Below are 18,136 nucleotides of genomic sequence, written 5' to 3'. Positions count from 1 at the left end.
GCTCAGGGGCGCGGCGGATATTCGCCATAGAGGCTGATGATGAAATTCAACCCCAGGTAGGGCTGCATATTGTTGTGGGGCTGGGTGCCACCCGTCACACCCAGGGCCAGGGGCGACATGGTCGTCTTGTCGGTGCCACTGCCGTAGGCCGAAAGGCTTTTACGCCCACCGGCGGCACCGCTCTTTGCCCAGTAGGCCCCCTCCGGCCCTTGGCCGGACTGCCCTAGGGTCGCCACAGCGTTGGCCAGGTGGTTGTGGCCGGGCATCTCGGATTGAATAAGGGTAACGGTTTCGGTGCCGGCCCTCTCCCCCAGCACCCTTGGGGTCAGGCCGGGCCCATTGCCCCAGTGCATAGGCGCCTGGCCGCGCAGATCCGGCAGGGCGAAGTTGCTGGTGCCGTTACCGCCGTAGGTGGTGCCGAGCAGGGAAAAGAGCGCCGTGTTTTGCGAAATGGGCAGCAACTGGCCATCACAGAAGGCCCAGTCCCTGGGAGCGAAGTTACCCGCGAAGATGCGGATCTCACCGATATAGGAATCCATTTGTGCGCTCCTCAGTTGCGACTCGGGAAAATGCCCTGGACGGCGATACAGAAATTGGCCACCAGGAAGGGCTGCATGTTGTTGTGGGGCTGGCTGCCGCCGGCGCCGGCGATGGCATTGGCCGCCAGGGTGGTAGTGGCCTGGGCCGCATAGGGGCTGGCCTCGGTGCTGGCCGCCCAGTAGCCGTCGTCCGGGGAGGCGCTGGTGGCATTGGCCGAGTCCGCCACCACCTGGTGGTTGTGGGCAGGCATCTCCGGGACCGTCAGGGTATGGGTTTCCTCGCCGGCGCTTTCTCCCAGGGAGACGCCATTGCCGACATGCACAGGTGCCCGCCCTTGGAGGTTGGGCAGGGCGAAGTTGGTGGTGCCGTTGCCGCCGTAGGTGGTGCCGAGGATGGCATAAAGGGCCTGGTTCTGGTTCAGGGGCAGCAACTGGCCGTTGCAGGCCGCCCAGCCTTTGGGGACCACATTGGAGGCGAAGACACGTACTTCGCCGATAAAGGGTTCAGCCATGACAGATCCTCCTTAACTGGGTGTCGGGTAGATGCCGAAAAGGGCGATGATGAAGCTCAACGCCTGGGTCGGCATCATGTTCTCATGGGGCTGGTTGCCGCCGGCCAGGGACAGGGCCTGGGGCGCCATGGTGGTGCTGGGGGTCGCCTTGGAGTAACCCAAAGCGTCACCAAAACCTGCCCAGAAGGCGTTGGTGGGGCTCTCTACACCGCCGCTGGCGGCCGCCAGGGCCTGGTGGCTGTGCTGGGGCAGTTGGGTCGAGAGCAGGGTGACCTCCTCGGCGCCGGCCTGCTCGCCCAATACATAGTGGCTGCCAGTGGTGGAGCTGCCCATGTGCAGCGGCAGGCGGCCACGCAGGTCGGGCAGGCCAAAGGTGGTCTGGCCGTTGCCGCCGTAGGTGGTGCCGATCAGGGCAAAGAGTGATTCGTACTGGCTGATGGCCATTATTTGGCCGTTACAAAAGGCCCAGCCCGCCGGGGCAAAATTGCCGCCGAAGATCCGGATCTCTCCGATGTAAGGTTCCATGGCGTTTCCTTTCCTCTTCCGTTATTGATATGTCATCCCCATGCCAAGGACAGGAGTCAGACTCATGCAACACCCATTGCCCGCTGGGGCCACCCTGCGCCCCATCAGGGACGACGACAGGGCCTTCATGGCGGCCCTCTATGGCGCCGGCCGCCAGGCCGAACTGGCGGCTTTTCCCTTCGACGAACAACAAAAAGCGCTGTTCCTGCAAAGCCAGTTCGAGGCCCAGTACCGGCAGTACTTCGGCCAGTACGACAGCAGCCGCTATTGCCTTGTGGAGCTGGGCGGCGAGCCCATAGGCCGCTGGTTGCCCACAGAGACCCCTCAGCATTTCCGGCTGGTGGACATAGCCCTCTTGCCCCGCCACCAGGGCCTTGGCATCGGCAGCGCCCTGCTCAGGGCCCTGCAGGCCGAAGCCCGCCAAAAACAAAAAACCATACAGCTGCAGGTTGAAAGCCACAGCAGGGCCAGGGCCCTCTACGATCGCCTCGGTTTCGAACCCCAAGGCGAGGGGAACGGCCTTTACCTTCCCATGGCCTGGGCGCCTTGAGCCCTGGCCTGCTGAATACGAATGCGGTAACGGCCAGCGGCATGGGTGGTCATGAAGAAGAGGAAGTCCCCAAGCTGGTCGTGGGAAAAGGAATAAGTGCCCTGGGCCAGGGCGGCGCCGGGATCGCCCTCCAGGTCCATCGAAAAGTCGTCCAGAGGGTCTTGCGGTGCGCTGTGCTGGGTCACATCGACCAGGCGCAGGGCCTGGACAGGGGTATCGTCATGAAGGAGATGGAAATAGCTGTGAAGATGGGGCTGAAGCCCGGTAGCGGAGAGGCATCCCTGTGATAGTTCCATGACCAATCCTGGTACTACTAAGACGTGACTAGCCTAGTTCAGCTTTCGACTTACCGATAGAGGGGGGGCTGGTAGTACCACTGAGGAACAAAAGGTAACCTATTGAAAAACAACATCATTCACAAATGTATCAATAGTGAGCACTTTGTTCACTATGTGATCGCCATCACAAGGCATTTCGATATTCACTTCAACTCCACCTGCCCTTTTTCATCCAGGCTGCAGTGCAGTTCCTCCTGTTGCTGACCCAGGGTCAGCTGGTAGCGCCCAGGTCCTAACTCCTTGACCCGGAAGCCTTCGGTAGTGCCGTAGCGAGCCTGGATGGCATTGAGGCAATAGGTGCGCAGCATGTTGGCGTCCAGGTTTTTCTTCGTCTTGGTGAGGGTACCGGCAGGCCCCTGCTGGTTGGCCAGGGTGGCCTGGCTCTGGGCCTGGTCGGGGTTGAGCAGCACAGTGCGCACCACCAGGGCGAGCACGGCCACCACCAGCAGTACCATCAGAATGCGGATCATGGCTTACCTCCAAAAGGGTTTGGCTTCAGCATAGCCTCGGCCATGAAAGGATGGTGAGCTGCGGTGTCGAGAGAGGGTCCTAAAAGAGCTGCTCAGGTTTCAGCTGGCCCAATACCGCATAGTTCGGGTTCTCCAGGCTCTCGCCCTGGTTGAAGGTCAGGGGCTGGCCCTTGAGATCCACCAGGGCGCCGCCGGCCTCCACCACTATGGCCCAGCTGGCCGCCGTGTCCCATTCGCCGGTGGGGCCTATACGCACATAGGCGTCGGCTACCCCTTCGGCCACCAGGCAGGACTTGAGGCTGGCCGAGCCGAAGGGCATGGCCTGGAAATCCAGCTCCGGCTTGAGGTGGGCCTGGAGGGTTTCCCTGGCCTGGTGCCTGGACACGGCCAGCAGCGGCACCGCCGGGGCCGGGCGGCTATGAATGGGCTGGCCGTTCTTGAAGACGCCCCTGCCCTTGATTGCCCAGTAGCAATCGCCGGAAACGGGGGCATGGATCACCCCCAGCACCGGCTCGTTGGCCACCACCAGGGCGATATTGACGGCGAAATCCGGGGAGCCACCGACAAATTCGCGGGTACCGTCCAGGGGGTCCACCAGCCAATAGGCCTGCCAGAGCCTGCGCTCGGCAAAGGGCCTGTGGCCGGATTCTTCGGAAAGGATGGGAATGTCCGGGGTCAGGGCCTTGAGGCCCTTGAGGATCACCTTGTTGGCGGCGATGTCGGCGTTGGTGACGGGGCTGTCGTCGGCCTTCTGCTCGGTGATCAACTCCTCGGAGCGGAACCAAGGCATGATGGCCTCACCGGCCAGCTGGGCCAGGGCTATGACATCGTCGAGCAAGGGTTCAGGATTCATAGCAGCGCCTGTTCCTCCAGCCAGTCACGCGCCAACAGGAGGGCGGTCAGGCTACGGGCCTCGGAAAAATCCTTCTGATAGCGTAGCGCATTGAGTTCCTTAAGCGGCCAGGGCACCACTTCGATGGGCTCTGGCTCGTCCCCTTCCAGGCGGGAGGGATAGAGATCCCGGGCGATCAGCAGCGTCATCTTGGCGCTGAAATATCCCGGCGCCATGGACACCTCGCGCAGCACAGTCCAGTCGCGGGCGCCGTAGCCTATCTCCTCCTGCAACTCGCGATTGGCCGCCTCTATGGCGTCCTCACCGGGGTCGATGAGGCCCTTGGGGAAGCCCAGCTCGTAGGCATGCAGGCCGGCGGCATATTCCCGGGCCAAGAGCAGGGTGTCGTCACCCAGGATGGGCACCACCATCACAGAGCCACGGCCCGAGCCCTTCATCCGCTCGTAGTGGCGCTCGGCGCCGTTGGTGAAGCGCAGGTGCAGCTGTTCGACCCTGAACAGCCGGCTTTCGGCGACGATGCGGGCATCGATCACTTCCGGCAGCTTGGTGGATTTCGTCATGGCGGTACCGCTGGCTTAGAATGGCCCCTCCATTACACCCAATCACAGGGACAGATGCCAGATGCTTGATGACCAGGGCCTTAATTGGGCCGCTATTGATACCGTGCTGCTGGACATGGACGGCACCCTGCTGGATCTCCATTTCGACAACCATTTCTGGTTGGACAGGGTGCCGTTGCTGCTGGCCGAAAAAGACGGCATCAGCCTGGATGAAGCGAGGAAGCGCATAGACGCCGAGTACCAGGCCGTGTTCGGCACCTTGAGCTGGTACTGCTACGACTACTGGACAGAGCGCCTGGGGCTCGACATCGACGTCGCCAGCCGCGAGATCCAGCACCTGATCAGCCTTAGGGAAGACACCCTGCCCTTCCTGGACGCCCTGCGCCAAAGCGGCCGCCAGGTGGTGCTGCTGACCAACGCCCACCCCAAGAGCCTGTCGCTGAAGGTGGAGCGCACCGCCCTGGACCAGCACCTGGACCAGCTGATCTCCACCCACAGTTACCGGGTTTCCAAGGAATCACAGCAGCTGTGGCAGCAAGTGCGGCAGGACTTGGGTTTCGACCCGGCCCGCACCCTCTTCGTGGACGACTCCCAGCCGATCCTGGAGGCGGCCAGGCGCTTTGGGATCCGCTACCTGCTGGGGGTGGAAAACCCCGACTCCAAACGCCCCCACAAGGCCTTCGACGGCTTTGCCTCCACCAAGGACTACCGCACCCTGCTGGCCGCCATCCGCCAGCCGCGCTGACAAAAAAGCCCTCTTGCGAGGGCTTTCTTCAGCGGGGGATGGGCCCCTTGAACTGCACCGGGTAGCGGCCGTCGCTGCCGGCCTTGCCGAAGAAGGCGAAGGCGTCCTGCAGGGATTTGGGCTGGTCGGCGGCGGGCTTGGCGAAGCCGCGCACCTGGTAATGGCTGGCGTCGACCCTGGCTTCCAGCTCCAGGCCCAGGCGCGGCGGCGTGTCCCTGACCACGGCCGTGAGGGCGCCCTTGTCGCAGCCGAGATCGGCGTCGATACGCCCGAGATCGAAATCGCCGAAACGGTTGGTGACGCCGGCATCCAGCCACTGGGCCTTGCCGGCCAGGGCCTCACACCAGGGCTTGCCGAGGCGGAACTCGGGAATGGCTAACGACAGCTCGCCGCTGACCTGGCTCGGTACCGGCAGCCGCACATTGGCCACCAGCGGCGCCACAGGCGCCTTCATCACCAGATTCTCCACCGCCAGCTTGCCGCCAAGACCCAGGGTCAGGCTGGCGGCAAGGCGGGTGGCGCCGGGCCTCGAATGCAGGCTGACGCCGAGCTTGCCGGTCAGCAGCTGCCAGGGATGGGCCTGCCATTGCAGCTGGTCAAAGGCGATGTCGCCCAACTGCAACTTGGCCACGCTGCCCTGCCAGAGGCTGCCCTCCACCCCGCTCAGCTGCACCTGGGGCGGCAACTGCACCCGGGCCAGCACGGCCGAGGCCGGCACTTGCCAGATCAGGGCCACCAGGAACAACAGCAGCCCCAGCAATGTCCACCTCACGACCTTCATCAGGCTCCCCTCAGTTCGAGGCGGCGCACCTTGACCATGCCGGGGGTGCCGGTGCTGGCAAAGTCCGCCTGGCCCACCGTCAGGCCTTCCTTGAGCTGGAGCTGGGTCAGCCACAGGCTCAGTTTCTCGAAGGGCACTTCGTCCACCCAGACATTGATGTTGCCGCTGCCGGGCTGGAGCCGGGAGATGCGGATGCTGAGCTGGTTGGCGCTGCGGGTCACGCGGTCGGTGAGGCTGCCTGAGCCCGAGGCCAGCTTGCCGCCCTTGGCCGCCAGTATGGCGCTGCCCTGCTTGTGGAGGTAGGCGAGATCCGCCTGGCGGCTGTGCAGGCGCTGGCGGGCCGCTTCCTCGGCATGGCTGAGCGGCTGCCAGAGGGCGAAATAGAAGAGCCCCAGGGCCATGAAGGGCGCCGCCCAGGTCAGCACCTGGCGATCGCGAGGGGCCAGGTTGTTCCAGTAATCCTTGATCATCCTTTACTCCTCAGCACCAGGGTGCCGGACACGCCACCGTCCACCTGGCTCTGGCCGCCGGTTTCCACCTGGTAGCGGCTGCCCAGCTCCTGTTTGAGCTTCTCGAAGGCGGCATAGTCGGGGGCCAGGGTCAGTATCCGCAGCTCGCCGCGGTCGGCGTCGAAGCGCAGGTTGTCGGGCTTGATGCTGCCCACCTTGGCGAAAGTCAGGGAAAGGTCGTTGAGCATGGTCAGCAGGCTGGCGTTGCTGCCGGCGCTGCCCAGGGTCTTGAGCTTGCCGCGCAGCTGGCTCTTGAGGGAGCCGGCGCTGACCAGGTGCTCGCCCGGGAAGAGGCGCCCGTAATCGGCCTTGATCTGCTGCTCCAGCCCCCCTGCCCTGGCAGACAGTTGGTGGATGGCCAGGCCCTTGGAGACGAGGGTCACCAGCAGCAAGGCGCTGGCGGCCACCGCCACCGGCAGCCAGCGTCGCAAGGCGCCGGAACCTTTCTTCTTCTGCTTGTAGGGACCTTGCAGCAGGTTGAGGGTATTGGCGGCGCCGCCCTTGGCCAACACGGCCAGGGGCAGGTCTGTGCCCAGATGGGTCAGGGTGCAATTGTCCGGCAGTCGGACCTCGCCGTAGGCCTCCACCGGCTGGACCTTGTCGGCCACCAGGGGGCCCACGACCCACTCGGCCAGGGCCGCGTCAGCCGCCAGGCCGGCGACCTCACCGGTGCGCAGCAGCAGCTCGCCGTCCAGCTCCAGGGCCGACCAACTCTCCTGGCGCCAGGGCAGGGCCAGGAAATCGGGCTGCATCTTCCAGGGTTCGAGGCCGGCGTCCGCCAGCCAGGACAACCAGTCCTGCATCAGGCGGTGGTTCACCGCCAGCACCGCCACCTGCTCGCCCTGGGGCTGGAGCAGGAAGTGCAGGTTGTCCACGTCATCGGCCAGCTCTTCTTCGAGCATGAAAGGCACGGCGCGCAGGAACTGGCGGCCCTTGCCGCTCTGTTTGACGGCGCCGTTGTAGCAGCAGCTGCCCGGCACCAGCGCCAGCAGGCGGCCGTCGAGGCCGGCCAGCTGGGCCAGTTCATCGGCGCCCTTTAGGGTACCGCTGGCCAGCACCACCTGGTCGCTGTCGGACCAGTGCAGCCAGGGGATGGCGCCCTCGGCGCCCTGGGGCAGCCGGATCACCAAAGTGTTGCTCACAAGCGTCCTCCCAGACGGCGCCAGAGCGTCGTCAGCTTGTAGTTCTCGTCTGATTTCAAGAGGCTCTCCATGTACATGGGCCTGTCTTGGAAACGCCCTTCCAAGGCCACGAAGAAGCGGTCCGATTGGATGACCAGTTCTTCCTTGGCGCCGGGCTGTAGGTTCTGGAGGCCGGACAGGCTTGGGTCCTGCCAGGCATCGTCGATACTGTCGTAACCGTCCTTGGGGCGACCGCCCAGGACCGACTCGGCGTCGGACTTGGTCATGGGGGTCAGCACCGCCGCCAGCACCACGGCCTTGTCTTGGGGCAAGGTGTTGATGTTCAGTTTGAGGCTGGCGTCATCCAGGGTGCACACATAGGGCGCCACCTTGTTGTAGATGTCGGCGGTGACGCCGTTCACCAGCCGCAGCTCGGACTTGTCCACCATCAGGCCGTTGGCCGCCAGGTAGGGGATCTCCCGGCTTTGGTATTCGGGATCTTCGGCGCCGAAGCTGCCGCTCATCTCGCTGTTGTCGTCCAGCCAGTCCGACAGGGAATAGGCTATGGTTTCCGCCGCCAGGCTGTCCACGTCCAGCATCTCCAGCAGCGCCTGGAACTGGGTGCGGCTGGTCTTGGCGTCCTGGGGCTTGTCGGCCCGCAGGGCATTGAGGTTGAAGCAGGCGCGGCCGTCGCTGATCTTGCCACGGATACCGCCCCCTTCCACCGGGAATTTCTGCTCTTTGGCCCAGTCTTGGCTGAGATTGATCTTGCCGTCCTTGTCCTTGAGCAGCTTGTGCAACGCCAGCTTGGCGAAGGCCTCACCGGACAGGGCATAGAAATAGGCCTGGTGCTGGCCGAGCTGGTTGCCGGTGCGGCGGATGTTGATGCCGAGGCGGCCGCTCATGTTGGCCGCCAGCACCACCACTATGGCCAGGATCAGCAAGACCGTGATCAGGGCCACGCCCCTCTGCCGCCTCATGTCTTGCTCCTGCCGCTGCCCTTGCCGGGGTCATGGGGCTGGCCTGGCAGGCCTATGCCGGGGTTGCCGGACTGGCCATCTGACTTGCTGCCACCCTTGGCCTCGTCCTTGTCGGGGCCGGGGATGGCGAAGCGCCGGGTGATCTCGCCGTAGTCCTTGAGCTTGAGCCTGAGCTCTATGGCCCGCGGCAGCTCGCTGGCGTCCCAGCTTTCCTGCCAGCTGTCGCCGTCGAAGTAACGGACCTTGAAGGCCTCGACCTTGGTCAGCAGCACCAGGCTCTGGGGCTCTGCGCCCACCTCGGGGTCGGGGTAGAAGTGGTAATCCTTGATCAGCTTGCCTTCTGCCAGGCGGTAGGCCGCCAGCTGCACCTCGGAACGGGGCAGCATGGCTGCCGGGTTCTGCCAGCCGCGTCTCGTAAAGAGCAGGCCGTCGTCTTCGGAGTCCAGGAAGAAATGCTGGCCCTTGAGCACGCTCGCCTGCTTCTCACCGGCGGGGAAACGCACCTGGCGGTTGGTCAGCTGCAGCATGTCCCGCTCTATGGTCAACATGGCCTGCTGCAACTCGGCCAGCCGGGCCGACTTGCCCTGGCTGACTTTGTCGGCCTGCATCACCTGGTTCAGCACCCGGTAGGCGTAGAGGGCGATCATGGCGAAGATGGCCATGGCCACCAGCACTTCCAGCAACGTAAAGCCCTTGCTGTTGCTGCGCCGCCCCAGCGTGAACAGGCTCATGACTGCACCTCGAAATAGCTGCGCAGCACCGCCTCGGGGTGGCTGAAGTCGCTGCTGCGCGACACCGTCACCTCCAGGGCGGAGAAGTCCTTGTCTTCCGTCTTGAGTTTCTTGATGCGCCAATACCATTCGACGCCGGCCTGGGTCTCGGTGCCCTGGGCGCCGTCTTTGAGGTCCTGGTACTGGGCGTCGTTGAGCTTGTTGGCGGCCACCCAGTCGGCCAATGTCTTCTGCTCCAATATCGACAGGCTGTGGATGTTGGAGGTGGTGGCGTTGATGACGGCGATGGCGGCCAGGGCGAAGATCGCCATGGCCACCAGCACTTCGATAAGGGTGAAACCGCGACTTCTCACCAGCGCAGCTCCCCTTGGCGCCAGGCCAGATCGGGATTTTCGGCCCTGTCCAGGCTGCCGTTGGCGTGGCCCTGGATGCAGGTCTCCAGCACCAGGTCGGGGTTGTTGCCGGCCAGCACCCGGGTGTCGTCGCCGCCCAGGGTATCCAGGGCGGAGCTCTTGACCTTGTAGAGGCAAAGCTCGAAGGGCAGGAATTCCCCGGAGGAGAGGAAGAAGAGGTGCGGGGTCAGCCGCTTCTTGTTGTCCTTGGTTTCATCCTCGGCCTTGAAGGCGTCTTCGGGAATGAGGCTCTGGCCCAGGGATAGGCCTTCCAGGCGCAGGGTGCCGTGGATGCCCTGGGCCCCCTGCCAGTTCTTCAGCACGCCGTCGTCGTCCAGGGCCACCCAGGCGCCCTTGGGGCCGTCCGGGTCGTCTTCGGCGCCGGGGGCCGGGGCGTCGGGGTCGAAGCGCATCACCTCGACGCCGCCGTCCTCCTTGAACTTCAGGCCCAGCTCTTCGCCGCGCATTATGGCTTCGTCATGCATCAAGGCGAACCTGGCCTGCCATTTCTGGGCTTCGTTTTCCAAGCGGCTGCCGTCGCTGGGCCCGCCGAAAGACAGGCTGACCATGGCCACCATCATGCCGACGATGAACAGGACCACCAGTATTTCGAGCAGGGTAAAGCCCAGGGCACGGCGCTTCATGGTTACTTCTGGAAGTCCTTGAGGTTCCAGTTGCCGATGTCGGCGTTCAGCTCTTCACCGCCTTCCTGGCCGTCGGCGCCCAGGGTGAAGAGGTCGTATTTGCCGTGCTCGCCGGGGGCTATGTAGAGATAGTCGTTACCCCAGGGATCCTTGGGCAGGCGCTTGATGTAACCGCCCTCACGCCAGTTGCGGGGCGCCGGCACCGGCTCTTCCACCAGGGCGTTGAGGCCCTGTTCGGTGGTGGGCAGGGTGCTGTTGTCCAGGTAGTACATCTCCAGGGCGGACTCCAGGCCGCTGATGTCGGCCACGGCCTTCTGCACCATGGCCTTGTCCTTGTTGCCCAGCACGTTGGGCGCGACTATGGCGATCAACATGCCGAGGATCACCACCACCACCATGATTTCGATAAGGGTAAAACCCTGTTGCCTTTGTTTCATGACTGCTCCTTGGCGGTTCAGGCCACCATGTTGTTCATTTCCAGAATGGGTTGCAGGATAGAGATAACGATAAAGAAGACGATACCCGCCATGGCCACCACCATGGTCGGGGTCAGGATCCCCAGGGCCACCGTGACCAGGTTGGAGAATTCCCTGTCCTGGTTGTCGGCGGCCCGCTCCAGCATCTGGGTCAGCTCACCGGACTTTTCCCCCGAGGCTATCATGTGCAGCATCATGGGAGGGAACAGCTTGGTCTGGGTCAGGGCCTGACGCAGGCTGGCCCCCTCCCGCACCCTGGTGGTGGCTTCCGCCACCGCCTCCTGCATCACGTTGTTGGTCAGCACCTCGCCGCTGATGCGCATCCCTTCCAGCAACGGCACGGCGGACGCCGAGCAGATAGAGAGGGTGCGGGCGAAACGGGCGGTGTTGATGCCCCGCACCACCTTGCCCAGCACCGGCATCCGCATCCAGACGCCGTGCACCTTCTTGCGAAAGGCGGCGCCCTGCATGGCGCGGTTGAAGCCCACCAGCGCCACTATGAAGCCGGCCAGGATCAGCAGCCCCCAGTGGCGGATGAAGTCGGAGGCGGCGATCAAGAAGCGGGTGGTGGCCGGCAGCGTGGCCTTCATGTGTTCGAACTGGCCCACCACCTGCGGCACCACAGTGGTGAGCAGCATGGTGATGACGCCTATGGCCACCAAGGTCAGGATGATGGGGTAGATCATGGCCTGCTGCACCTGTTGCTTCACCACCTGGCGCTGCTCCGTGTAGTCGGCCAGGCGGTTCAGTACCGTGTCCAGGTGGCCGGACTTTTCACCGGCGCTGACCATGGCGCAGAACAGCTCGTCGAAGACGTGGGGGAACTCGCCCATGGAGTCGGCCAGGGTATAGCCTTCCACCACCTTGGACCGCACCGCCATCAGGATGCGCTTGAGACGCGGCTTCTCGGTCTGCTCGGCCACCGCCTTGAGGCATTCTTCCAGCGGCAACGCCGATTGCACCAGGGTGGAGAGCTGGCGGGTGATAAGGGCAAGATCCGGCACCGAGATGCGCCGGCTGCTGCCGAAGCCCCGGCTTTTGCCCTGGGCCTTTTCCTTCTGGACGCTGGCTTCGAGGGTCACCGGCATCAGCCCCTGCTCGCGCAGGGCGTTGCGGGCGGCGCGGGGGCTGTCGGCTTCCAGTATGCCTTTCTTCTGCTTGCCCTTGGCGTCGAGGGCGACGTATTCAAAGGCGGCCATTAATCCTCCCCAGCCCCAGCCAGGATCTGCCCTTGGCGCTGGCTTCCGGCCACGGCGACGTATTCACAGGCCATCATCGTCAATCCTCCCGGGTCACGCGCAGCACTTCTTCCAGTGAGGTAACGCCGTCGCGCACCTTGGCAAAGCCGTCGTCACGGATGCTGGGCACGGACTTGCGCACCTGCTTGATGACAGCCTGCTCGCCGCGGCCGTTGTGGATGATGTCCCGCAGCTTCTCGTCGATGATGATGAATTCGTGGATGCCGGTCCGGCCGCGATAGCCGGTCATGTTGCATTCCGGGCAGCCCTGGGGATGGAAGAGGGTCAGCTTCTTCTCGCCTTCCATGCCCATCAGCTCCATCTCGCCCTTGCTGGCCTGGTAAGGCTGGCGGCAATGGGGGCAGAGGCGGCGCACCAGGCGCTGGGCCAGCACCCCCAGCAGGGAGCTGGAGATGAGGAAAGGCTCGACGCCCATGTCCTCGAGGCGGGTGATGGCGCCGGCGGCGGTGTTGGTGTGCAGGGTGGACAGCACCAGGTGGCCGGTCAATGAGGCCTGCACCGCGATCTGGGCCGTTTCGAGGTCCCGTATTTCCCCCACCATCACCACGTCGGGGTCCTGGCGGAGTATGGCGCGCAGGCCGCGGGCGAAGGTCATGTCCACCTTGGGGTTGACCTGGGTCTGGCCTATGCCTTCCAGGTCGTATTCGATGGGGTCTTCCACCGTCAGTATGTTGCGGTCCTTGGAGTTGATCTCCGAGAGGCCGGCGTAGAGGGTGGTGGACTTGCCCGAGCCGGTGGGGCCCGTCACCAGTATGATGCCATGGGGCTTGCGGATGAGGGCCTCGAACTGGTCGCGCACCGATTTGATCATGCCCAGGTCTTCGAGATCCAGGCGCACGGCGTTCTTGTCCAGCAGACGCAACACCACCCGCTCGCCGTGGTTGGACGGCATGGTCGAGACCCGCACGTCCACGGCCCGGCCGGCGATGCGCAGGCTGATACGGCCGTCCTGGGGCACCCGCTTCTCGGCGATGTCCATCTTGGACATGACCTTGATCCGGGACACCAGCAGGTTGGCCAGCTTGCGGCTGGGCTTGAGGATCTCCTTGAGCACGCCGTCGATGCGAAAACGCACCACCAGGGCCTGCTCGAAGGTTTCGATATGGATATCCGAGGCCCCTTCCTTGATGGCTTCCGAGAGCAGGGCGTTGATCAGGCGGATGACAGGGGCGTCGTCGTCCGAGTCGAGGAGGTCCTCGGTCTGGGGCAGCTCCTCGGCCAGGGCGTTGAGATCGAGATCGGCGCCGATGTCTTCCATCAGCTGGCGGGCGGCGCTGGAGTCGCGCTGGTAGGCGGCCACCAGCTGCTCTTCGAAGTCGTGCTGGTTGAGGGGCGACGGCGCCACCGCCTCACCCAAGGCGCGCCAGGCTTCCAACAGCGCCGCAGGGGCGGCCCCTTCACGCAGGTAGAGGCGGCCCTCGGTAAAGAGCACGCCGTGGCGCTTGGCGAAGGCGAAGGGCAGCCGGCCCTCGGCCAGCTCCTGCTCGGGGCTCAGCTCGGCCTCGAGCTCTTCCTGGGCCTCGGTTTCGAGGCCCTTGAGGCTCTCGTCAGTCATCCTTCTGCTCTCGTTCTTTCTTGACGATGGTCTCCACCAGGCCGGGCGGGCGAGCCAGGTTGTCGTCCCAGGCCGGCATCTGCGGCGGATCCATGAAGGGCATCAGGCTGATACCGTCCTGGCGGCGCTTCTCCTCGGCGTCGTACATCAGGTTGTACTTGGTGTGGCTGATCTCACGCATGGTGTCCGGGTCCCGCACTATGGTGGGATGGATGAACACCATCAACTTACGCTTGCGCTTGGAGGTGGAAGTGGAGCTGAACAGGTGGCCTATGACGGGGATGTCGCCCAGGATCGGCACCTTGGAGACGGACTCCTGCACGTCCTCGTCGATGAGGCCGCCCAGCACTATGGTGTCGCCGTCCTGCACCAGCACTGTGGTGTTCACTTCGCGCTTGTTGAGGGTGATGTCCACCGCCGTGTTACCGGCGCGGCTGGACACTTCCTGCTTGATGGCCAACTGCACGGCATCGCCCTTGTTGATCTGGGGAGTGACGTTCAGCTTCACACCCAGCTGTTCACGCTGGATGGTCTGGAAGGGGTTGTTGTTGCCGGAGCTGGGGGTGGAACCTGTCAGCAGCGGCACGTCCTCACCGGCCACGAAGGAGGCTTCCTTGTTGTCCAGGGTGGTGACGGAGGGGGTCGAGAGGATGTTGGCCTTGGTGTTGGAACTCACGGCCTGGACCACGGCGCCCCAGTTGTTCTTGATCACGCCCCACATGGCGCCGTTGACGCTGCCCAGCACCTGGGCCAGCAGGCTGTAGTCGCCCTTGGTGTCGGGGGTGGAACTGGTGGTCTTGGAACCGTCAGCTGACACAACGGTAGTACTGGTGCCCTTCTGGCCCTGGGCGCTGATGGCGGCGGCGCCGATCTGGGTCAGGCTGGGGAAGCTGCCGTTGGAGAACTGCTGCATGCCGTACTTACTGGACACCCACTGGACACCGAGGTCGGTGCCGTCGCCGTCGTAGATCTCGACGATCATGGCTTCCACATGCACCTGGGCGCGGCGGATATCGAGCTTGGCCACCACATTGGCCAGGTTGTTGATGAGGTCCGGCTGGCCGGTGATGACCAGGGCGTTGGTCTCCTCATGGGCCTTGATGGACACCTGCTGGCGGCCGCCTCGGGCGGCACCCTTGGCCTGGCCCTGGGCCTGCTGGTCCTCGGCCTGGATGGAGTCGGACACGCCCTGCAGCACGTCCACCAGATCTTTGGCCTTGGCGTACTGGAGGTAGATGACGCGGGTGTTGCCGGTGGTCTGCTGGTCGGTATCCAGCTCGGAAATGGTCTTGGCGATGCGGTCGCGGGCCTTGGCCTCGCCGGACAGCACCACAGAGTTGGTGCGCTCGTCCGCCACCACCTTCACCGCCAGGGGGTTGTTGCCCTGGTTGGTGCCTGAGCCCTTGTTAAGGTCGTTGATGATGCTCACCACCTGGGTGGCGGAGGCGTACTTGAGCTTGATGACCTGCACTTCCTGGTCACCGGCCTTGTCGGCGCGACGCACTATCTGGTCGATGCGGTCCACCACGGCGCTGCGGCCTGTGACGATCAGCACGTTGGAGTCGTCGTAATGGACCACGTTGCCGGCACCGGCGTTGTCCACCAGCTGGCGCAGCAGGGGCGAGAGTTCCCGCACAGGCACGTTATGCACCTGGATGACGCGGGTGATCATCTCGTCGCCGCCTTCCTTCTTGAGCTTGTCCTCGACCACGGGGATGGCGCCGGTCTTGGCGTCCTTGGCCTTGACCACCTTGAGCACGCCGTTGGGCATTTCCACCACGGCGAAACCGTAGACGTCCAGCACGTTCTGGAAGAAGCCGTAGTACTCCTCGGGGGTCATCTGCTCGTAGGAGCGGACATCGATCTTACCGCGCACCGAGGGGTCGACGATGATGGTCTTCTTCAGCACGGCCGACACAGTGGAGATGAACTCGTTGATGTCGGTGTCCTTGAACTGGGCGGAATAGGTGGCGGGCTGCTCGGCCGCCTGCGTAGGCAGCAAGGGGGAGCCGGCCAGCAACGCTGCCAGCAGGGCGGCAGCCAGGGTCGGCTTGGCGCCTTTGGTGATGGCCATATCTTTTCCTTTGTTCTGCATGGCGGTCATTGCTCCACACCTATGTTGAGGCTCATGGCCTGGCCGTTCCGCTCCAGATCGAGGGTCAGGCTGTCGAGGGTGCCGAGCTGACTGAGGATATCCAGGGCCTGGGCCGGGTCGGTGAGGTCATAGCCGTTGATGGCCTTGACCAGGTCGCCGTTCTGCAATCCCAGGGTCTTGAAGAGTTGCGGCTTGTTGCCGGGCGTCACCAGGTAGCCGGTAATGCCGTCCTTGCCGCGCAGCGGCGTCAGGTGCACCAGGTCATTGATGCTGTCGGGATCGGCCTTGGCCTTGGCCAGGGTGTCCTGGACCTCCCTCGAGGAGACCTTGCTCCTGGCCAAGCCAGGCCTGGCACTGCCAAAGCCCGGACGAGTCCGCGGTTGAGGGCCCTGCACCTTGAGGGGCTGGTAGTCCTTGCCCTCCAGCATCAGGGCTTCGGTCTGGTTGCGGTTTTTCAGCAGCACCCGGTCGGCCAGGATGCGCTCGACCTTGGCGGAGGTGCCCTTGATGTCGTCACCGACCCGGTAGGCCGCCTGGCTGCCCTGGCTTTCGATGATGGCGACCCCGGAACCGGTATTGCTCTCGGCCACCAGGCCGCTCAGTTTGAGCTGGAGGCGGGTCTCGGGGGCGTCCACCACCTCGGTCTGCACAGGGGCAGGGGCTTCATTGGGGGCCGAGCCGAACAGGGGGTGGGCCTTGAGGCCGTTCAGGTCAAGCTGCGCCTGGCCATTGCCTGCCGCCGTCGGGGTCCAGGGCTTGACCGGCTCCACCGGGGTGGCCAATTGCCAGCACAGGCCGGCCAGCAGCCAAATGGCGGGCACCGCCAGGGCCAGGGTCAGGACCTTTCTGATCAAAGGCTCGGGAAGGCGCCGGGCCATGTCGCCGGCGCGCTCGAGGAATAATTCTGGATTCATTCTAATGACAGCCCCTTAAAAGCACCTGTCCCTGGTGAGGGCTGCTACCCCTTTAATAATGTAAGGCACAGCTAATGTGCAAAATCTGTTTCAATGTCGATCTTTCATTTAACGCAGCTAGTTAAAACCAAGGCAGATGTAAATGCAACGGCAGTATCAGCCAGGTAGGACTTAGGTCTCCTAATGAAGCCTAAGTTGCACTCTGGAGGCAAAGTGCCTTTTTGTGCACTTTTGTAGCAATGTCGCATCCCTCGGGCCCCTCGGCCATAATGGGCGCCGCGTGGAGGTGCTTATGAGAGACAAGCAAGAAGAGCAAAAAGTTCGCCTGGACAAATGGCTCTGGGCGGCACGCTTCTTCAAGACCCGCTCCCTGGCCAGGGCCCAGGTGGAAGGGGGTAAGGTCCATTACAACGGCAACAGGGTCAAGGCGGCCAAGGTAGTGGAGCTGGGCGCCCAGATCCGGCTCTGGGCCGGCAGCGACGAGAAAGAAGTGGTAGTGCTGGCCCTCTCCGAGCAGCGGGGCCCGGCCGCCAAGGCCCAGCTGCTCTATGAAGAGACGGCCGAAAGCGCCGAAAAAAGAGCCAAAAATGCCGAGGCAAGGCGCCTCAATGCCTTGTACAATCCGCACCCCGACAGCAAGCCGGACAAGAAACAGCGCCGGCAACTGAGAGATTTCAAGCACCAGGAGTAAGCCATGGCCCAGGACAAGCTGCATCGCTTTATCTTCGAAGACGCCCAGGTCAGGGGCGAGCTGGTCCAGTTGGACCAGAGCTTCCAGGCCATAGTGGAGAACCACGACTATCCGCCCCAGGTCCAGCGCCTGCTGGGCGAGCTGATGGCCGCCACCAGCCTGCTCACCGCCACCCTCAAGTTCGAAGGGGACATCACAGTGCAGGTGCAGGGCGACGGCCCCCTGAACCTGATGGTGATCAACGGCAACAACAACCAGGTACTGCGCGGCGTGGCCCGCTACCAGGGCGAGCTGCCGGACGGCGGCCTTCATGAACTGGTGGGCAAGGGTTACCTGGTGATCACCATCACCCCCAACGGCGGTGAGCGTTACCAGGGTGTGGTCAGCCTCGAAGGGGGCAACCTGACCCAGGTACTGGAGAACTACTTCGCCAACTCCGAACAGCTGCCCACCCGCCTCTGGCTCTTCGCCGAGGGCCAAAAGGCGGCCGGCATGCTGCTGCAGGTACTGCCCGGCGGCGACAAGGAAGCGGATTTCGAGCACCTGTCCACCCTCACCGACACCATCAAGGCCGAGGAACTGTTCGGCCTTGAAGCCGAAGAAGTGCTGCACCGCCTCTACCACCAGGAGCAGGTCAGGCTCTTCGAGCCCCAGGGCGTCAGCTTCAGCTGCACCTGCTCCCGCGAACGCTGTGAAGGGGGCCTATTGTCTCTGGGCCAGGTGGAAGTGACCGGTCTGCTGGAGGAGAGCGGTGGCAAACTCGAGATGGATTGCGAATACTGCCGCAAGCGCTACCTCTTCGACGCCGTAGACGTGGCCGCCCTCTTTGCCGGCGCCAGCCAGGGTCCAGGCAGCACCCAATAAGACTGGCATATAAAAAAAGGCGGCCTTAGGCC

23 protein-coding genes are annotated in these 18,136 nt (G+C 63.9%); 4 read left to right on the top strand and 19 right to left on the bottom strand.

Annotated features, from left to right (window positions below; all coding sequences use genetic code 11):
- Positions 1 to 2 precede the first annotated feature (2 nt).
- The 3 genes from PVT67_RS01335 to PVT67_RS01325 are packed head-to-tail and all read right to left on the bottom strand — an operon-like array spanning position 3 to position 1,576.
- Positions 3 to 539 (bottom strand): phage tail protein, encoded by a 537-nt coding sequence (locus PVT67_RS01335; protein WP_301497049.1) that lies wholly within the window; start codon positions 537 to 539, stop codon positions 3 to 5.
- An 11-nt stretch (positions 540 to 550) separates the two neighbouring features.
- On the bottom strand, positions 551 to 1,051 hold the full coding sequence (locus tag PVT67_RS01330; protein WP_301497047.1) for a phage tail protein: 501 nt from the start codon (positions 1,049 to 1,051) through the stop codon (positions 551 to 553).
- Between the two features lie 12 nt (positions 1,052 to 1,063).
- Entirely contained in the window at positions 1,064 to 1,576 is a 513-nt protein-coding gene (locus PVT67_RS01325; RefSeq protein WP_301497044.1) for a phage tail protein, read from the bottom strand.
- A 64-nt stretch (positions 1,577 to 1,640) separates the two neighbouring features.
- On the opposite strand from PVT67_RS01325, the gene PVT67_RS01320 reads away from it, so the two are divergent.
- Positions 1,641 to 2,126: a GNAT family N-acetyltransferase gene (locus tag PVT67_RS01320; protein ID WP_301497042.1), complete on the top strand. Its 486-nt coding sequence runs from the start codon at positions 1,641 to 1,643 to the stop codon at positions 2,124 to 2,126.
- Here PVT67_RS01320 and PVT67_RS01315 read toward each other — a convergent pair.
- From PVT67_RS01315 to nudE, 4 genes are all read right to left on the bottom strand, one after another.
- Positions 2,099 to 2,422, bottom strand: coding sequence for a DUF6916 family protein (locus PVT67_RS01315; RefSeq protein ID WP_301497040.1), 324 nt, complete (start codon positions 2,420 to 2,422; stop codon positions 2,099 to 2,101). The genes PVT67_RS01320 and PVT67_RS01315 overlap by 28 nt on opposite strands.
- Before the next feature lie 185 nt (positions 2,423 to 2,607).
- On the bottom strand, positions 2,608 to 2,934 hold the full coding sequence (locus tag PVT67_RS01310) for a hypothetical protein (RefSeq protein ID WP_301497038.1): 327 nt from the start codon (positions 2,932 to 2,934) through the stop codon (positions 2,608 to 2,610).
- A gap of 79 nt (positions 2,935 to 3,013) precedes the next feature.
- Positions 3,014 to 3,787: a 3'(2'),5'-bisphosphate nucleotidase CysQ gene (gene cysQ / locus PVT67_RS01305; RefSeq protein ID WP_301497035.1), complete on the bottom strand. Its 774-nt coding sequence runs from the start codon at positions 3,785 to 3,787 to the stop codon at positions 3,014 to 3,016.
- A complete protein-coding gene (gene nudE, locus PVT67_RS01300; protein ID WP_301497033.1) occupies positions 3,784 to 4,347 on the bottom strand; it encodes an ADP compounds hydrolase NudE in 564 nt (187 codons plus the stop codon). Before nudE ends, cysQ begins: the two co-directional genes overlap by 4 nt.
- A gap of 61 nt (positions 4,348 to 4,408) precedes the next feature.
- Between nudE and yrfG the strand changes: the two genes are divergently transcribed.
- Positions 4,409 to 5,092: a GMP/IMP nucleotidase gene (gene yrfG / locus PVT67_RS01295; RefSeq protein WP_301497031.1), complete on the top strand. Its 684-nt coding sequence runs from the start codon at positions 4,409 to 4,411 to the stop codon at positions 5,090 to 5,092.
- Between the two features lie 28 nt (positions 5,093 to 5,120).
- Here the strand turns inward: yrfG and PVT67_RS01290 are convergent, their stop codons facing one another.
- The 12 genes from PVT67_RS01290 to gspC all read right to left on the bottom strand — a co-directional run bounded on the left by PVT67_RS01290 (position 5,121) and on the right by gspC (position 16,549).
- Positions 5,121 to 5,873, bottom strand: a complete 753-nt coding sequence (locus tag PVT67_RS01290) for a type II secretion system protein N (RefSeq protein WP_301497029.1) — start codon at positions 5,871 to 5,873, stop codon at positions 5,121 to 5,123.
- The gene (locus tag PVT67_RS01285) at positions 5,873 to 6,343 is read right to left on the bottom strand and encodes a type II secretion system protein GspM (RefSeq protein WP_301497027.1); all 471 of its coding nucleotides are present in this window, start codon (positions 6,341 to 6,343) and stop codon (positions 5,873 to 5,875) included. The genes PVT67_RS01290 and PVT67_RS01285 overlap by 1 nt, the downstream gene beginning before the upstream one ends.
- Entirely contained in the window at positions 6,340 to 7,524 is a 1,185-nt protein-coding gene (gene gspL / locus PVT67_RS01280; protein WP_301497025.1) for a type II secretion system protein GspL, read from the bottom strand. The genes PVT67_RS01285 and gspL overlap by 4 nt, the downstream gene beginning before the upstream one ends.
- Positions 7,521 to 8,483, bottom strand: coding sequence for a type II secretion system minor pseudopilin GspK (gene gspK / locus PVT67_RS01275; protein ID WP_301497023.1), 963 nt, complete (start codon positions 8,481 to 8,483; stop codon positions 7,521 to 7,523). The genes gspL and gspK overlap by 4 nt, the downstream gene beginning before the upstream one ends.
- Positions 8,480 to 9,214 (bottom strand): type II secretion system minor pseudopilin GspJ, encoded by a 735-nt coding sequence (gene gspJ / locus PVT67_RS01270; RefSeq protein WP_301497021.1) that lies wholly within the window; start codon positions 9,212 to 9,214, stop codon positions 8,480 to 8,482. The genes gspK and gspJ overlap by 4 nt, the downstream gene beginning before the upstream one ends.
- Positions 9,211 to 9,567 (bottom strand): type II secretion system minor pseudopilin GspI, encoded by a 357-nt coding sequence (gspI, locus tag PVT67_RS01265; protein WP_301497018.1) that lies wholly within the window; start codon positions 9,565 to 9,567, stop codon positions 9,211 to 9,213. The genes gspJ and gspI overlap by 4 nt, the downstream gene beginning before the upstream one ends.
- A complete protein-coding gene (gene gspH / locus PVT67_RS01260; protein WP_301497016.1) occupies positions 9,564 to 10,250 on the bottom strand; it encodes a type II secretion system minor pseudopilin GspH in 687 nt (228 codons plus the stop codon). Before gspH ends, gspI begins: the two co-directional genes overlap by 4 nt.
- A 2-nt stretch (positions 10,251 to 10,252) precedes the next feature.
- Complete coding sequence (gene gspG / locus PVT67_RS01255) at positions 10,253 to 10,687, bottom strand: type II secretion system major pseudopilin GspG (protein ID WP_301497014.1); 435 nt, start codon at positions 10,685 to 10,687, stop codon at positions 10,253 to 10,255.
- Between the two features lie 17 nt (positions 10,688 to 10,704).
- Entirely contained in the window at positions 10,705 to 11,925 is a 1,221-nt protein-coding gene (gene gspF / locus PVT67_RS01250; protein WP_301497011.1) for a type II secretion system inner membrane protein GspF, read from the bottom strand.
- A 79-nt stretch (positions 11,926 to 12,004) separates the two neighbouring features.
- Positions 12,005 to 13,540, bottom strand: a complete 1,536-nt coding sequence (gspE, locus tag PVT67_RS01245; RefSeq protein WP_301497009.1) for a type II secretion system ATPase GspE — start codon at positions 13,538 to 13,540, stop codon at positions 12,005 to 12,007.
- Positions 13,533 to 15,614: a type II secretion system secretin GspD gene (gene gspD / locus PVT67_RS01240; protein ID WP_301497007.1), complete on the bottom strand. Its 2,082-nt coding sequence runs from the start codon at positions 15,612 to 15,614 to the stop codon at positions 13,533 to 13,535. Before gspD ends, gspE begins: the two co-directional genes overlap by 8 nt.
- Before the next feature lie 26 nt (positions 15,615 to 15,640).
- Positions 15,641 to 16,549 carry a type II secretion system protein GspC gene (gspC, locus tag PVT67_RS01235; RefSeq protein WP_301497005.1) on the bottom strand — a complete coding sequence of 303 codons (909 nt, stop codon included), beginning with the start codon at positions 16,547 to 16,549 and terminating at the stop codon, positions 15,641 to 15,643.
- A 292-nt stretch (positions 16,550 to 16,841) separates the two neighbouring features.
- Here gspC and hslR point away from each other — a divergent pair, with 292 nt between their 5' ends.
- Both hslR and hslO read left to right on the top strand, forming a co-directional pair.
- Positions 16,842 to 17,240: a ribosome-associated heat shock protein Hsp15 gene (hslR, locus tag PVT67_RS01230; RefSeq protein ID WP_301497003.1), complete on the top strand. Its 399-nt coding sequence runs from the start codon at positions 16,842 to 16,844 to the stop codon at positions 17,238 to 17,240.
- Positions 17,241 to 17,243: 3 nt separating this feature from the next.
- Positions 17,244 to 18,104, top strand: a complete 861-nt coding sequence (hslO, locus tag PVT67_RS01225; RefSeq protein WP_301497001.1) for an Hsp33 family molecular chaperone HslO — start codon at positions 17,244 to 17,246, stop codon at positions 18,102 to 18,104.
- Positions 18,105 to 18,136: the final 32 nt, after the last annotated feature.

The organism is Gallaecimonas kandeliae, from assembly GCF_030450055.1.
GTDB lineage: Bacteria > Pseudomonadota > Gammaproteobacteria > Enterobacterales > Gallaecimonadaceae > Gallaecimonas > Gallaecimonas kandeliae.
This window is presented reverse-complemented; position numbering and strand designations above follow the sequence as displayed.